Here is a 15,271-nt window from a genome sequence, read left to right as displayed (position 1 = left end):
TCACAAGGAAAGAACCGTGACAGACCATATCCTCGTCGAGCGCCAGGGCGCCATGCAGATCATCCGCATAAACCGCCCGGACAAGAAGAACGCGCTGACGCGCGCCATGTACGCCAAGATGTCGCAAACCTTGGCCGAAGGGGATGCGGATCCGGCAATTCGCGTCCATGTCTTTCTCGGCGTGCCCGGTGCCTTCTCCTCCGGCAACGACCTCGCCGATTTCATGGTCGTCGCGACTGGCGGCGAAGGCGGCACGGAAGTCTGGGATTTCCTGACGGCGCTGGCCAGGGTCGCAAAACCCATCGTCTCCGGTGTCGACGGCATCGCGGTCGGCATCGGCACCACGCTCAATTTGCACTGCGACCTGACCTTCGCCACGCCGCGCACCGTGTTCAGGACACCCTTCGTCGACCTCGGCCTTGTGCCCGAAGCGGGATCGAGCCTGCTGGCGCCGCGCATCCTGGGCCAGCAGGGCGCGTTCGCGCTGCTCGGCCTTGGCGAAGGCTTCTCGGCCGAACGCGCCAAGGCCGCTGGTCTGATCTACGAAGTTGTCGAGGAAGGAGCGCTGGAGGCGTCGGTTCTGGCGGCCGCCGGCCAGATCGCCGCCAAGCCGCCGCAGGCGCTCAGGATCGCGCGCGACCTGATGCGCGGCTCTCGCGAGGACCTCGTCGCCCGCATCAACGTGGAAAGCGAGCATTTTCGCGAGCGGCTGAAATCGGACGAAGCCCGCGCTGCACTGACGGCATTCATGACCAGAAAAAAATAGTTCGGCCCCCGCCTCCCTTAGATGGGGAGGTCGGCCCGCAGGGTGGGGTGGAGCGCCGACCTATCCCGCGTGCCTCGGTCGCCACTGGCCAGCCCGGGCTAGGCGCAGTGAGGATGTCGGCGCTAGTTTACAAACTCAGGGATAAAGCCGCGTCTTCTCCCAACCGCCCCCGGCATTGCGCGAAAACACCACGCGGTCATGCAGCCGAAACGGTCTGTCGTGCCAGAACTCGATCGTCTTCGGCACGATGCGGAAACCCGACCAGTGTTTTGGGCGCGGAATCTCGCCGATGGCGTAGCGGGCCGTGTATTCGGCCACCGCCTTTTCCAGCGCGAACCGGCTTTCCAGCGGCCGCGACTGTTTCGAGGCCCAGGCGCCGATGCGGCTGCCGCGCGGCCGTGTCGCGTAATAGGCGTCGGCTTCGGCATCGCTGACGATCTCCACCGGCCCGCGCACGCGCACCTGGCGGCGCAGCGATTTCCAGTGGAAGCACATCGCCGCCTTCATGCTGCCTAGGATCTCCCGGCCCTTGGCGCTTTCGAAATTCGTGTAGAACACAAAGCCGCTCTCATCGAACCCCTTGAGCAGCACCATCCGCACATCCGGCATGCCCTCGGCATCGACGGTTGCCAACGCCACGCCGTTGGGGTCGTTCATTTCGCTTTTGGTGGCGTCGTCCAGCCATGCGGCAAAAAGGCGAAACGGCTCGGCGGCCTCGGTAAAGTCACCGCTTGTTAACTCAGTCTCACTCATAGTTTTTCTCAAATTTTCATCAAACAGGGGAGGTTGCCGATTGTCGCGTATCGCGCAAGCTTTTGACAGCAGGCAAGGCAGCCTATTTGCTTCAGCCAGCGCCAAAGCCGCGATCATGATGATTGCCTTGCCGCTTGCCGCATGTGGCGCGGGCGGCTTCAGCCTGCAAAAGGCCGAGGTCGATCGCTCGATCCTGACCGGCAGCATTTCGGCTCCAGCCGCGCCGGCCGATTCGGACCGCGATTCCGACCAGACGACGATCGGCAACGCGGTGTCCTCCGCCGACATCGAGCAGCTCGGCGGTCAAGCCGTGCCGTGGGCCAATGCCGGTACGGGTTCGCGCGGCTCAATTACCGAACTGGCGGAATTGAAGGACGGGGGCCAGACCTGCCGCCGCTTCAAGGCTTCGCGCGAAAGCTTTGACGGCGTTGCCATGTTCGCGGGCGAACTTTGCCTGGCCAGCGCCGGCGGCTGGCGCATGCAGGACTTCAGGGCGCTTTGAGCTTCCACCTTTGAATAACGTCCAGCACTGGAATTTCTTCCTATGCGAGCGCATATAAGAGGCGACTATGGACTCACTCTTTCTCCAGGGCAGGAAGCATGCGCGACCCCTATGAGGTGCTGGGCGTTGCAAAGAACGCATCGGCCAAGGACATAAAATCGGCGTACCGCAAACTCGCCAAGAAGCATCATCCGGACCAGAATCCGAATGATCCCAAGGCGAAGGACCGTTTTGCCGCGGCCAATCAGGCCTATGAGATCGTCGGGGACGAGAAGACCCGCGCCGCTTTCGATCGGGGCGAGATCGACGCCGACGGCAAGCCGCGTTTCCAGGGCTTCGAGGGCGCCCCCGGTGGCGGTGACCCCTTCGCCGGTTTTCGTCGCCAGCAGCAGGGAGCCGGCGGTTCGCGATTCGAGTTCCGCTCCGGACGCCCGGGCGGCGATCCGTTCGACGGCAACAGCGATATCTTCAGCCAGATTTTTGGCGACGTCTTCTCCGGCTCGCGCGGCCCCGGCCAAAGCGGGGCAGGAATGGGTGACCGCCGCCAGCCGGCAACCGCCGCCGACCTGAATGTCACGCTCGACATCACCATCGAGGAAGCGGCGAACGCTGAAAAGGTCACGGCGATGTTCCCTGACGGCCGCAAGGTGGCGGTCAAGCTGCCGGCCTATGTCGAGGACGGGCAGACCATCCGGCTGAAGGGGCAGGGCGAGCAAGGGCCGGGCCAGCCCGGCGACGCGTTGGTCAAGATCCGCTTCCGCCGGCATCCGCGCTACCGCCTGGAGGGCCGCGACCTGCATGCCGATTTGCCGGTGGGGCTGGCCGATGCCGTGCTTGGCGCCAAGGTGGCCGTAGAAACGCCGACCGGCAAGCTCGCGGTCAACGTTCCCGCCTGGTCGAGCTCGGACAAGGTCCTGCGCCTGAAGGGCAGGGGCCTGCCGGAAAAGGCCGGCGGCCACGGTGATCTCTACGCCCATGTGCGCATCATGCTGCCAGAAGGCGGCGACAGCGCGCTCGAAGGGCTGTTGCGCAGCCAAAAAGGCTGATTGGCGGCTCTTGTCCCCGAACTGTCCCGTTTGAGCGCTTGAAGGGGCTCTGTGCCTGTGCGATAGGGCTCTCCACAAATAAGAAATCTTGCGGAGAGCACGCATATGGCGGGTGGACAGGGCCTGATGGCCGGCAAACGCGGCCTGATCCTCGGCGTCGCCAACAACAGGTCGATCGCCTACGGCATCGCCAAGGCATGCGTCGACCACGGCGCCGAGATCGCGCTGACCTATCAGGGTGAAGCGTTCAAGAAGCGGGTCGAGCCACTGGCTGCGGAACTCGGCGCCTTTGTCGCCGGCCATTGCGATGTGACCGATCCGGCGAGCCTCGACGACGTTTTCGCAAATGTCGCCAATCATTGGGGCAAGCTCGACTTCCTCGTCCATGCCATCGCTTTTTCCGACAAGGACGAACTGACCGGCCGCTATGTCGAGACGACGCGCGATAATTTCCTGCGCACGATGGATATTTCGGTCTATTCCTTCACCACCATCGCCAAGCGCGCCGAGGCGCTGATGACCGATGGCGGTTCGCTTTTGACGCTGACCTATTACGGCGCCGAAAAGGTGATGCCGCATTACAACGTCATGGGCGTCGCCAAGGCCGCACTCGAGGCCAGCGTGCGTTACCTCGCCGTCGATCTCGGCGCCAAGAAGATCCGCGTCAACGCGATCTCGGCGGGCCCGATCAAGACGCTGGCCGCTTCCGGCATTGGTGACTTCCGCTACATCCTGAAGTGGAACGAGTACAATTCGCCGCTGAAGCAGACGGTCACCCAGGAAGAGGTCGGCGATTCCGGCGTCTATTTCCTGTCCGACCTGTCGCGCGGCGTCACCGGCGAAGTGCATCATGTCGATTCCGGCTATCACGTCGTCGGCATGAAGGCGGTCGACGCACCTGACATTTCGACAGTCAAGGATTAACTCCTCCGCCTATCCTCCGCCCAGGCCCTGGCCCGACCTCCGGAAGACCTGATGTACCCGCTGGTTTATATCGTGCGCCACGGCCAGACCGCGTGGAATGCCGAATTCCGGCTTCAGGGGCAGGCCGATACCGACATCAACGCGCTCGGCCGCGAGCAGGCGAGCGCAAACGGGCATCGGCTGGCTGACCTGATCTCCAATCCCGCAGAGTTCGATTTCGTCGCCAGCCCGATGCGGCGCACGCGCGAGACCATGGAGCGCATTCGCGCCGCCATGAAGCTCGACCCGGCTGCCTACGGGACCGACCCCCGCCTTGTTGAAGTGAATTTCGGCGATTGGCAGGGTTTCACCTTTGCCGAGCTGGAGACGCAATTTCCGGGTGCGAGCAGGACGCGTGCGCTGGACAAATGGAACTTTCAGCCGCCGGGCAAAGATGCCGAGAGCTACCAGATGCTGCTCGAGCGGGTAAAGCCGTGGTTCGACGCGCTCGAGCGCCAGACAGTCTGCGTGACGCATGGCGGCGTCATGCGCACCTTGTTTCGCTTCGTGCTTGACATGGCCGAGAACGATGCGGCGAAGCTGGCGATACCGCAGGACCGCGTGCTCAAGCTGGAAGGCGACAGCCTGGGGTGGCTTTAGGGACCCGGCACGATCCAGGAAGGCTCATGCAGGCTGCCGGTTGCGGGGTGCATAAAACGGCTGTAACGGCTCAACAAACGCCGAACAGCCGATTTGCATTGGAAGCCTAGTCGGAGTCGCTGTCAGGCAACTGCATATCGGTGACCACGTTTTCGCCATTGGTCACGTCATAGGCGATGACGATGTCCATGCCGGGCTTCAGCGCGTCGAGATCGGTTTCCGCGTTCAGCTTGTAGGATTTGCCGTCGTCCAGCGTCAGGGTCAGCGCGTCCTTGTCGATCTTCTTGATCAGGCCTTCGGTCTGCCCGGCGAAAGCGGCGGTGCAAAGCAGGAATGTGGCGGCAACAGCGCCAATCAGGGTACGCATCATCGTCCTCTTTGGTATTGCGCCGGCATGGGTAGCGGCGGATCCTCAACGGCGAATGGAGCAGAGCAGAAACCAATCGAATGTGTCAAAACTAAATCCGAAGATCACGGTTTGACCCCTGTGGAAAACGCCAATAGAAGGCAGGCTTCAGTCGGCTCCGATGCCGGGCAGGGCACTTTGCGATGTCTCACAACACGTTCGGCCATCTTTTCCGCGTCACCACCTGGGGCGAAAGCCATGGGGCCGCATTGGGCTGCGTGGTCGACGGCTGCCCACCCGGCATCCGCTTCACGCGTGACGAAATCCAGGCCGAACTCGACAAGCGCCGGCCCGGCCAGTCGCGCTTCGTCACGCAGCGCCGTGAGCCTGACGAAGTGAAGGTGCTGTCGGGCTTCATCCTTGACGATGACGGCGAGACGATGATCGCGACAGGTACGCCGATCTCCATGCTGATCGAGAATGTCGACCAGCGCTCGAAGGACTATGGAGAGATCGCCCGCCAGTACAGGCCGGGCCATGCGGACTACACCTATGACGTCAAATACGGCGTGCGCGACTATCGCGGCGGCGGCCGATCCTCGGCGCGCGAGACCGCGGCTCGGGTCGCCGCCGGAGCCCTCGCCCGCAAGGTCGTGCCGGGCATGGTGGTGCGCGGTGCACTGGTATCGATGGGCGAGAAGTCGATCGACCGCGCCAACTGGAACTGGAATTTCATTGGCGACGCGGACAATCCGTTCTTCACGCCGGATCCGGCGTCCGTTCCCGTTTTCACGAGCTATCTCGACGGCATCCGCAAGGCGGGTTCCTCCGTCGGCGCCGTGATCGAGATCGTCGCCGACGGCGTTCCGGCCGGCCTCGGCGCGCCGATCTACGCAAAGCTCGACCAGGATATCGCGTCAGGCCTGATGTCGATCAACGCCGTCAAGGGCGTCGAGATCGGCAACGGCTTCGAGGCCGCCCGCATCACCGGCGAACAGAATGCCGACGAGATGCGTATCGGCAATGACGGCCAGCCGGTGTTCCTGTCCAACAATGCCGGCGGCATCCTTGGCGGCATCTCGACCGGCCAGGCGATCATCGCCCGCTTCGCCGTCAAGCCGACGTCTTCAATCCTGACGCCCCGGAAGTCGATCGACAAGGACGGCAACGACGTCGAAGTGATGACCAAGGGTCGCCATGATCCGTGTGTGGGCATTCGCGCCGTACCGATCGGCGAGGCGATGGTTGCCTGCGCAATCGCCGACCATTATCTGCGGCACCGAGGACAGACAGGCAAGGAAGGCAGTAGGGCAGTAGGGCAGTAGGGCAGTCTGTTAAGCTGCCCGCGAGACGAGCAATTTTTCCTTTCCCTTACTCCCTTACTCCCTTACTCCCTTACTGCCCTATTCCCCTACTCCCTTGCGAGCGAAGCGAGCATTTCCATGTCTTACGACCAGAAAAAGATCGTCGAAGCAATCCGCGCCTTCGAGCGGGGCGAGATCGTCGTCGTCATGGATGATGACGGGCGCGAGAACGAGGGCGACCTGATCGTCGCCGCCGTCCATTGCACGCCGGAAAAGATGGCCTTCATCGTGCGCAACACTTCGGGCATCGTCTGCACGCCGATGCCGCGCGAGGAGGCCAAGCGCCTCAACCTTGCGCCGATGGTCGCCGACAATGATTCGGCGCACACCACCGCCTTCACGGTTAGCGTCGATTTCAAGCACGGCACCACGACTGGCATTTCAGCTGACGACCGCACGCTGACCGTGCGCAATCTCGCCAACGGCAATGTCGGCGCCTCCGATTTCGTCCGCCCCGGCCACATCTTCCCGCTCATCGCGCGCGAAGGCGGCGTGCTTATGCGTTCGGGCCATACCGAGGCGGCCGTCGATCTGTGCAAGCTCGCCGGCCTGCCGCCGATCGGCGTGATCTCGGAACTGGTCAATGATGACGGCACCGTCAAGCGCGGCCCGCAGGTCGCGGCTTTTGCCGAGGAGCACGGCCTCAAGCAGGTCTCGGTCGCCGACCTCATCGCCTATCGGCAACGCAAGGAAACACTGGTCGAACGCGTGGCATGCTCCGAGATCGACACGCTCGGCGGCAAGGCGCAAGTCTTCACCTACACGCTGCCCTGGGATTCCATGCATCATGTCGCCGTCGTCTTCGGCGACATCCGCGATGGGGAAGAGGTGCCTGTGCGTCTGCACTCCGAGGACGTGGTGACCGACGTCTTCGGCACCAGCCACCGGCTGGACGCCATCATGAAGGCGATGGGCGAGCGCAAGCGCGGCGTCATCGTCTATCTGCGCGAGGGCTCGGTCGGTGTCGCCCACCAGGAGCGCAACCGGCCGGCGAGCGGCGACCGGGAGGACCACGAAGAGGCGCGCCGCCGCGAGAATGAATGGCGCGAGATCGGGCTCGGTGCTCAGATCCTGAAGGATCTCGGCATTTCCTCGATCAATTTGATCGCCTCGCGCGAGCGCCACTATGTCGGCCTCGAAGGTTTTGGCATCCACATCGCCAAGACCGAGATTCTCTAGGTTCGACGGCGGCAATAGCGTCCGATCCGCTGAACCGGACGCGTCATGGTTCATTCCGCGGCAGCGACGGCCGCTTCACACCCATCCAACTCGCATTTGTGAGTGGCAAGACTGCGCTGGCCGAGCAGCACCGTGACCAGCGCGATGCCGCCCGCGACCACCGAGACCCAGAACCCGTTCTGGGCGCCGAACGCATCCACCACCGCGCCGGCGGCGAAAGAGCCCAGCGCCATGCCGATGCCGATTCCCGTTGTCACCCAGGTAATGCCCTCGGTCAGCATCGCTTCCGGCACATGCCGTTCGATCAGGCCGAATGCCGTGATGAAAGTCGGCGAGATCGCCACGCCGCTGATGAAGACGGTCAGCGCCAAAATCGGCACGCTGTCGGCGGTGAGCGGCAAAATCGTGCTGACTGCGATGATGGCGACCGCGACGGTCAGCTGGCGCTGTAGCGGCGTCTTGAGGTTGAGCGCGCCGACCACGATGCCCAACACGAACGATCCCAGCGCATAGACGCCGATCACCAGGCTTGCGGCACCGGCTTGGCCGAACTCCTTGGTGATCGCCACCGTGCTCACTTCCGTCGTCGCGAAGGTCGCGCCGATGAAGATTAGGGCGAAGGTGATGATCTGTACCGGCCGCAGGCGGATTGCCGAGCCAGTCGAACCATGGTCCACCGGCCGCACTTTCGGCTCCGTCGATCGCTGCAGGATGAATGCTATCGAGCCCAAAGCGAGAAACAACGTGCTCGCCAGCATGCCTGCTTCCGGAAACAGCGCCGCACTGAGGCCCACCGACAGCGACGCGCCGGCGATATAGACCAGTTCGTCGGCCGCCGATTCGAAGGCGAAGGCGGTGTTCATCTCCGGCCGGCCGCGAAAAAGCTCGGTCCAGCGCGCGCGCACCATTGCCGGCATGCTGGGCATGGCCGCTGCCAGCAGCGCCGACACGAACATTGTCCATACCGGCCAATCCTGGTTGGCCGACGCAATCAGCAGCAGGAATGCCAGCACGGAGATGATGGTGGTGGGCACGACGATCCATGTCTGGCCGAGGCGGTCGACCAGCCTGGAGATCTGCGGCGCCAGGAAAGCGTTGGCCAGCGCGAATGTCGCCGAGACGGCACCCGCCAGCCAGTATTCGCCACGCGTCTGCGACAGCATCGCCACGATGCCGATCGGCGCCATGGCGATCGGCAGGCGCGCCATGAAGCCTGCAGCGGCAAAGCCCTTGGCGCCAGGGGCTCGAAAGATCTCGGAATAGGGGTTCTGCATGATCCGTTCCTCGACAAAAGGCGATTCGGAAATTACATACGATGCGTATGAATACTAAATAGATCATACGTCGCGTATGTCAATTGGCATACGTGACGTATGTAGATAAGGCCAGAAGAGATGCACAAGCCCCGCAGGGAAATGATCGCCGAAACGCGCGCCAAATTGATTGCCGCGGCCCGGCATGCGTTCGGAACGATCGGTTATGCCGAGGCATCGATGGATGATTTCACCGCATCGGCAGGGCTGACGCGCGGTGCGCTCTATCATCATTTCGGGGACAAGAAGGGGCTTTTGCAGGCGGTTATCGCCGAGATAGACGCCGAGATGGCGGCACGGGTGAATGAGGTTGCAGCGAAAGCACCGACCCGCTGGCAAAGCTTCGTCGACGAATGCACGAGCTACATCGAAATGGCGCTGGAGCCGGAAATCCAGCGCATCATGTTTCGGGACGGTCCGGCCGTGCTGGGGGATCCCGCGCAATGGCCGAACGCCAATGCCTGCGTCGCGTCGATGACCGATCACCTGACGACGCTGCAGGGCGACGGGGTGGTTGTCCCGGGCGTAGACCCCGAGACCGCGGCACGGCTGATCAACGGGGCGAGCAGCCAGGCGGCGCAGCGGATCGCCAATTCGAACGACCCGGAAGCGACGTCGAAGACCGTGGTGGCGGCATTCAAGCAACTGCTCGAAGGATTGTTGAGGAAGGATGCCGGAGCCGCCTGACGACGGCAGGCCGCCGGCAGCGCGCTGCGCATGCCGTATCGGCAATCAAATCAAGGGTTTGTCAGACTTTTCGCATGTTGCCGCCTTGAGGCGTGCGATCGTTGATTTGAGCGGAACTTCGCCCTGTCCGCAAAACGTCTCGCTCATGATCAGCTCGGGCAGCGGCAGCCGCCGCCCCCAGCCATGTGTTTCGAGGTCCGGTTTCGGCGCGAACTCCGAGACACGGCCGACACAGAGATAGGCCACCGGCGTCACATGCTCGGGAATCGACAGAAGGCCTTTCAACGCCTGCGCCTCGATAATGCTGACCCAGCCAACGCCGACGCCTTCGGCGCGCGCCGCCAGCCAGAAATTCTGCACCGCGCAGACCGTGCTGTAGAGATCCATCTCGGGATTGTGCCAGCGTCCCAGCGGCGAACCCTGTGAGCGTCGGCGGTCGCAGGTGATACAGATATTGAGCGCGCTTTCGCAGATGCCTTCCAGCTTGAGCTTGCGGTAGAGCGCCCGCCGCTCTTCCTCGATCGCCGGCAATTCCTGCTCGCGCGCCGCGAGGAACAGGTCGCGCACCTGTTCCCGTCGTTCGGTGCCACGAATGACGATGAAATTCCATGGCTGCATGAAGCCGACCGATGGCGCGTGATGGGCGGCAAGCAGCAGCCGCGCCAAGACCTCGTCGTCGACGGCCTCTGATGTAAAATGGCTGCGGACATCGCGCCGCGTGAACATGGCGCGGTAGACCGCATCGCGCGCCATCTGGTCGAATCCGTCACCCACGGGGATGGTCATATTGTCCGGCATCGCTTGTCCCCTTGCGATTGCAATCAACTGCCGTCCGCCTGACCATGCGGATGACGATGCCTGCCAGGCCGGTCTTCTGGCTCGGGATCAACCCGCATCCGGCGCCTTCCCGTCATCGACAGTGGCATTTACCGGCGCGGTCCCCCTTACAGCGTTGGGCACGCCACGGTATCAAACCGTGTTCCCGATTCTCCCGCTCGCGGCGGGCACCAGGCAGTGGCGGGGACTTTACGACGAAGCCCCTGCGCCGCCAATCCCCGCGGCGACGCGAACGGACGCAAGCGCGATTTTCCCCAACCATCAGGCCGCAACGCATGGCCATCGCCGCGCCGGGGCACTAGATAGGGAGCATGGCCACTCGTCTCTACACCCATCCGATCTTCCTCGAGCACATCACGCCACCCGGCCATCCGGAGCGGCCGGACCGCTTGCGCGCCATTGAGCGCGTGCTCGACGACGAGGCTTTTGCCGCGCTCGACCGCCTCGAGGCGCCACAAGGCGATGAGGCCACCATTCTCTACGCGCATCCCGAGGATTTCGTCGAGCGGGTACGCGCCGCCATTCCCGAGACGGGCATCGCCCGCATCGATGCCGACACAACGGCCAGCCCGAAGAGCTGGCAGGCGGCGATCACCGCGATCGGAGCCGCCAACGCCGCCGTCGACGACGTCTTTGCCGGCAGGGCAGACAACGTTTTCGTCGCCGCCCGGCCGCCCGGCCATCATGCCGAGAAAGCGACCGCGATGGGCTTCTGCCTGTTCAACACGGCGGCCATCGCCGCACGTTATGCACAGCGCAAACACGATATCGAACGTGTCGCCATCGTCGACTGGGACGTGCATCACGGCAACGGCACGCAGGATGTTTTCTGGGACGATCCGTCCGTGCTTTATTGCTCGACGCACCAGATGCCGCTCTACCCCGGCACCGGAGCAAAGAACGAAACCGGCGCCGGCAACATCGTCAACGCGCCGCTTGCGCCGCAGACCGGCAGCGAGGCGTTCCGCGATGCCTTCCTGTCGCGCGTGCTGCCCTCGCTCGACAATTTTGCACCCGACCTGATCATTATTTCGGCCGGCTTCGATGCGCATCATCGCGACCCGCTGGCCGAGATCAACCTGACCGAGGATGATTTCGACTGGGCGACCGGCCAACTCATGCAGCGCGCGGCGCGCCACAGCGGCAACCGGCTCGTCAGCCTGCTCGAGGGCGGCTACGATCTGCAAGGATTGGCATTTTCGGTCGCCGCCCATGTCGGGCGACTGATGAAAGGATGAATGATGGCTGGTGAAACCAACGAAGACGTCAAGGCGATGAGCTTCGAACAGGCTCTCGACGCGCTGGAGAAGATCGTCGATGATCTGGAGCGTGGCGATGTGCCGCTCGACCAGTCCATTAGGATCTACGAGCGCGGCGAGGCGCTGAAGGTGCATTGCGACCGGCTGCTGAAGGCGGCCGAGGACAAGGTGGAGAAGATCAGGCTGTCCCGCGACGGCAAGCCGGTCGGGACGGAGCCGCTGGACGCGGATTGAGGCACGCAGCCGTCTCTCTGGTTTTTGACACGATCATGATTGAGGATAGAACGCGTCCCGATTGAAACGGCTCCAGGACAAGAGGAGATACGGAAGCGATGTGCAGAAACATCAAGACCCTGTTCAATTTTGATCCGCCGGCGACCAACGACGAGGTGCGCGATGCAGCCCTTCAATTCGTTCGCAAGCTGAGCGGAACGACGCGGCCTTCGAAGCAGAACCAGCACGCATTCGACCATGCCGTCGAGGCCATCGCGGCGTCGGCGCGCGAGCTTCTCGATTCGCTTGAAACCAACCAGCATCCGCGCAATCGCGAGGAGGTTGCGGCCAAGCTGCGGGCGAAGGCGGCGATCCGCTTTGCCTGATCTGGCCAAAGCAGCCATCGGCCGCTGACAAGGAGAGTTCATGAGCTTCTTTCCCGGGAAGGATCCTGAAGCCGGCGATGCCTTTGCCAGCGACCAGATCGAATTGATGGTCATTCCGAACGCCAAGGACATTGGCGGTTTTCAGGTTCGCCGCGCCTTGCCGACTGCCAAAAGGCGGCTGGTCGGTCCCTTCATCTTCTTCGACCGCATGGGCCCGGCCATCCTGCGTGCCGGTCAGGCGCTCGACGTCCGGCCGCATCCTCATATCGGCCTGTCGACGGTCACCTACCTGTTCGACGGCAGGATCAGGCATCGCGATTCGCTCGGCACCGAGATGGTGATCGAGCCGGGTGACGTGAACCTGATGACCGCCGGCCGCGGCATCGTCCATTCGGAGCGCACGCCGGAAGAACTGCGCGGCGCGCCGATGTCGATCTCGGGGCTGCAGACATGGTTGGCGCTGCCGGACGGCAAGGAGGAAGTGGCGCCGGTTTTCGAAAACACCGCTGTCGCGCGGCTTCCCGACATCGACGCGGAAGGCGTCAGCGGCCGCATCGTTATAGGCGATTTCCAGGGGCTGCGTTCCCCGGTGCGAGCCGATTCCGAGACGCTCTACGCCGACCTCAGGCTGGCGCCCGGCGCCAGCGTGAAAATCCCTGCTGACGCGGAAGAACGCGCCATCTATACGCTGGAAGGCGAGGTCTCGATTTCCGGCGACGTGTTTCCGGCGGAACGGCTTCTGGTGTTCCGGCCCGGCGACGAGATCGTCGTATCCTCACAGGCTGGTGCCCATTTCATGCTTTTCGGCGGTGCCTCGCTGGGCTCGAAGCGCTACATCTGGTGGAATTTTGTCTCGTCCTCCAAGGAGCGCATCGAACAGGCCAAGCAAGAATGGAAGACCGGCCGCTTCGACATCGTTCCCGGCGATGAGGAAGAGTTCATTCCACTGCCGGAAGGCTGAGGAAGTCGACGACGGGGCGTGCCTTTCGCGTCATTTGGCAGGCATTTACTTTCGCCTGCCGGCGGCCTATCCCGCGCATGAACAGAAGCTTGGGCCTACCCGTGAACGCAACGCCGCATACGCCGCTTCTCGACAAGGTCCGCATCCCGGCCGAGCTGCGCACGCTTTCCGAAAGCGAATTGCCGCAATTGGCATCAGAGCTCCGCCTCGAACTGATCGACGCGGTGTCGCGCACCGGCGGTCATCTCGGCGCCGGGCTTGGCGTGGTCGAACTGACCGTGGCGCTGCACTATGTCTTCAATACCCCCGATGACCGGCTGATCTGGGATGTTGGCCACCAGGCCTATCCGCACAAGATCCTGACCGGGCGCCGCGATCGCATCCGCACCCTGCGCCAGGAGGGCGGCCTCTCCGGCTTCACCCGCCGCACCGAGAGCGAATACGATCCGTTTGGCGCCGCCCACTCCTCGACGTCGATATCGGCCGGCCTCGGCATGGCGGCGGCCCGCGATCTTGCCGGCGGCCGCAACAATGTCATCGCTGTCATCGGCGACGGCGCCATGTCGGCCGGCATGGCCTACGAGGCGATGAACAATGCCGGCGCGCTCGATGCCCGCCTGATCGTCATCCTCAACGACAACGACATGTCGATCGCCCCGCCGACCGGCGCCATGAGCGCCTATCTGGCGCGCCTGGCCTCTGGCAAGGCCTATGTCGGCCTGCGCGACTTCGGCAAGAAACTGACCTCGTATCTTGGCAAGCGTGCCGACCGTGCCATCACCAGGGCGGTCGAGCATGCGCGCGGCTACGTCACCGGCGGCACGCTGTTCGAGGAGCTCGGCTTCTACCATATCGGTCCGATCGACGGCCACAATCTGGACCATCTGATCCCGGTGCTGAAAAATGTCCGTGACAATGGCAAGGGCCCCGTGCTGATCCATGTCGTCACCCAGAAGGGCAAGGGCTACGCGCCGGCCGAGGCCGCGGCCGACAAATATCACGGCGTCAACAAGTTCGACGTCATCACCGGCGCTCAGGCCAAGGCCCCGGCCAACGCGCCGGCCTATACCAAGGTGTTCGCCGAAAGCCTGATCCGGGAGGCCCAGGAGGACGAGCGCATCGTCGCCGTCACCGCCGCTATGCCGGGCGGCACCGGGCTTGATCTGTTCGGCGAAGTGTTTCCGGCCAGGACCTTCGACGTCGGCATCGCCGAACAGCATGCGGTGACGTTCGCGGCCGGCCTCGCGACCGAAGGCTACAAGCCGTTCGCGGCGATCTATTCGACCTTCTTGCAACGTGCCTACGATCAGGTCGTGCACGACGTGGCGATCCAGAAATTGCCGGTGCGCTTCCCCATCGATCGCGCCGGCTTCGTCGGAGCCGACGGCGCCACCCATTGCGGCGCCTTCGACACCACCTTCCTGGCCTCCCTGCCGGGCTTCGTCGTCATGGCGGCGGCCGACGAGGCGGAACTGCGCCACATGGTGCGCACCGCGGCAACCTACGATGACGGCCCGATCGCCTTCCGCTATCCGCGCGGCAATGGCGTCGGCGTCGACATGCCCGATCGCGGCTCGGTGCTCGAAATCGGCAAGGGCCGCATCATCAGGGAAGGCGGCAAGGTGGCACTCCTCTCCTTCGGCACGCGCTTGCAGGATTGCCTGATCGCGGCCGAGGAACTGGGCGCGTCCGGGCTTTCGACCACCGTCGCCGATGCGCGCTTCGCGAAGCCGCTCGACGAGGACCTGATCCGACGGCTGGCCCGCTCGCACGAGGTTCTGGTCACGGTGGAGGAGGGCGCCGTCGGCGGCTTCGCCAGTCACGTTTTGCAGTTCCTCGCCCATGAGGGCCTGCTGGAAAGCGGTCTGAAAGTGCGCCCGCTTGTGCTACCGGACGTGTTTGCGGACCACGCCAAGCCGGAAAAGATGTATGCCGATGCCGGTCTCGATGCCGCCGGCATCGTCCATACGGTTTTCACCGCCCTCGGGCAGGCGGTCCGCGCCCAGCGCGCCTGACTCGACACATCAAGCGCTTGAATCGGTTTGCCGGCTCGATGTCGTAACGCATTGTTGACATTGCGGTTTGGCGTTTTGCTT

At 63.6% G+C, this 15,271-nt stretch carries 17 protein-coding genes and 1 riboswitch; of the genes, 13 read left to right on the top strand and 4 right to left on the bottom strand.

Translation table 11 applies throughout. The features are described from left to right. The first annotated feature begins 16 nt into the window (after positions 1-16). Positions 17-766 carry a crotonase/enoyl-CoA hydratase family protein gene (locus LB541_RS01690; RefSeq protein WP_140655741.1) on the top strand — a complete coding sequence of 250 codons (750 nt, stop codon included), beginning with the start codon at positions 17-19 and terminating at the stop codon, positions 764-766. A gap of 135 nt (positions 767-901) precedes the next feature. Here the strand turns inward: LB541_RS01690 and pdxH are convergent, their stop codons facing one another. Continuing rightward, positions 902-1,519 carry a pyridoxamine 5'-phosphate oxidase gene (gene pdxH / locus LB541_RS01685; protein WP_140498039.1) on the bottom strand — a complete coding sequence of 206 codons (618 nt, stop codon included), beginning with the start codon at positions 1,517-1,519 and terminating at the stop codon, positions 902-904. A 40-nt stretch (positions 1,520-1,559) separates the two neighbouring features. On the opposite strand from pdxH, the gene LB541_RS01680 reads away from it, so the two are divergent. The 4 genes from LB541_RS01680 to LB541_RS01665 all read left to right on the top strand — a co-directional run bounded on the left by LB541_RS01680 (position 1,560) and on the right by LB541_RS01665 (position 4,630). After that, positions 1,560-2,021, top strand: a complete 462-nt coding sequence (locus LB541_RS01680) for an RT0821/Lpp0805 family surface protein (protein WP_140514798.1) — start codon at positions 1,560-1,562, stop codon at positions 2,019-2,021. Positions 2,022-2,119: 98 nt separating this feature from the next. Then, a complete protein-coding gene (locus LB541_RS01675; RefSeq protein WP_140580765.1) occupies positions 2,120-3,067 on the top strand; it encodes a DnaJ C-terminal domain-containing protein in 948 nt (315 codons plus the stop codon). 105 nt (positions 3,068-3,172) lie between these two features. Then, entirely contained in the window at positions 3,173-3,991 is an 819-nt protein-coding gene (gene fabI / locus LB541_RS01670) for an enoyl-ACP reductase FabI (RefSeq protein ID WP_140514802.1), read from the top strand. 51 nt (positions 3,992-4,042) lie between these two features. Beyond that, a complete protein-coding gene (locus tag LB541_RS01665; RefSeq protein ID WP_140559375.1) occupies positions 4,043-4,630 on the top strand; it encodes a histidine phosphatase family protein in 588 nt (195 codons plus the stop codon). Positions 4,631-4,736: 106 nt separating this feature from the next. On the opposite strand, the gene LB541_RS01660 is transcribed toward LB541_RS01665, so the two are convergent. Next, positions 4,737-4,997 (bottom strand): DUF1344 domain-containing protein, encoded by a 261-nt coding sequence (locus LB541_RS01660; protein WP_140498049.1) that lies wholly within the window; start codon positions 4,995-4,997, stop codon positions 4,737-4,739. Between the two features lie 182 nt (positions 4,998-5,179). On the opposite strand from LB541_RS01660, the gene aroC reads away from it, so the two are divergent. Both aroC and ribB read left to right on the top strand, forming a co-directional pair. After that, the gene (gene aroC / locus LB541_RS01655; protein WP_140514806.1) at positions 5,180-6,301 is read left to right on the top strand and encodes a chorismate synthase; all 1,122 of its coding nucleotides are present in this window, start codon (positions 5,180-5,182) and stop codon (positions 6,299-6,301) included. Between the two features lie 117 nt (positions 6,302-6,418). Next, complete coding sequence (gene ribB, locus LB541_RS01650; RefSeq protein ID WP_140514808.1) at positions 6,419-7,519, top strand: 3,4-dihydroxy-2-butanone-4-phosphate synthase; 1,101 nt, start codon at positions 6,419-6,421, stop codon at positions 7,517-7,519. A 50-nt stretch (positions 7,520-7,569) separates the two neighbouring features. Here ribB and LB541_RS01645 read toward each other — a convergent pair whose 3' ends face one another. Continuing rightward, positions 7,570-8,793, bottom strand: coding sequence for an MFS transporter (locus LB541_RS01645; RefSeq protein WP_140674977.1), 1,224 nt, complete (start codon positions 8,791-8,793; stop codon positions 7,570-7,572). 120 nt (positions 8,794-8,913) lie between these two features. Between LB541_RS01645 and LB541_RS01640 the strand changes: the two genes are divergently transcribed. Continuing rightward, positions 8,914-9,519 carry a TetR/AcrR family transcriptional regulator gene (locus tag LB541_RS01640; protein WP_140498058.1) on the top strand — a complete coding sequence of 202 codons (606 nt, stop codon included), beginning with the start codon at positions 8,914-8,916 and terminating at the stop codon, positions 9,517-9,519. 45 nt (positions 9,520-9,564) lie between these two features. Here LB541_RS01640 and bluB read toward each other — a convergent pair whose 3' ends face one another. After that, positions 9,565-10,317 (bottom strand): 5,6-dimethylbenzimidazole synthase, encoded by a 753-nt coding sequence (gene bluB, locus LB541_RS01635; protein ID WP_140520811.1) that lies wholly within the window; start codon positions 10,315-10,317, stop codon positions 9,565-9,567. Positions 10,318-10,365: 48 nt separating this feature from the next. Next, positions 10,366-10,546: riboswitch (cobalamin riboswitch) on the bottom strand. A 121-nt stretch (positions 10,547-10,667) separates the two neighbouring features. Here bluB and LB541_RS01630 point away from each other — a divergent pair. The 5 genes from LB541_RS01630 (at position 10,668) to dxs (ending at position 15,190) form a co-directional block, all read left to right on the top strand. Then, a complete protein-coding gene (locus LB541_RS01630; protein WP_140514813.1) occupies positions 10,668-11,594 on the top strand; it encodes a histone deacetylase family protein in 927 nt (308 codons plus the stop codon). Positions 11,595-11,597: 3 nt separating this feature from the next. Beyond that, entirely contained in the window at positions 11,598-11,849 is a 252-nt protein-coding gene (locus LB541_RS01625; RefSeq protein ID WP_140498064.1) for an exodeoxyribonuclease VII small subunit, read from the top strand. 98 nt (positions 11,850-11,947) lie between these two features. Beyond that, complete coding sequence (locus LB541_RS01620) at positions 11,948-12,214, top strand: DUF2277 domain-containing protein (protein WP_010914875.1); 267 nt, start codon at positions 11,948-11,950, stop codon at positions 12,212-12,214. Between the two features lie 40 nt (positions 12,215-12,254). Then, entirely contained in the window at positions 12,255-13,175 is a 921-nt protein-coding gene (locus LB541_RS01615) for a pirin family protein (protein ID WP_140498066.1), read from the top strand. Between the two features lie 77 nt (positions 13,176-13,252). Further along, a complete protein-coding gene (gene dxs, locus LB541_RS01610) occupies positions 13,253-15,190 on the top strand; it encodes a 1-deoxy-D-xylulose-5-phosphate synthase (RefSeq protein WP_224617667.1) in 1,938 nt (645 codons plus the stop codon). Positions 15,191-15,271 lie beyond the last annotated feature (81 nt).

This window comes from Mesorhizobium sp. BR1-1-15, from assembly GCF_020165475.1.
In the GTDB taxonomy this organism is placed as follows: domain Bacteria; phylum Pseudomonadota; class Alphaproteobacteria; order Rhizobiales; family Rhizobiaceae; genus Mesorhizobium.
Note: the sequence above shows the minus strand (reverse complement) of the source record. Positions and strands in the feature narration are given on the sequence as shown.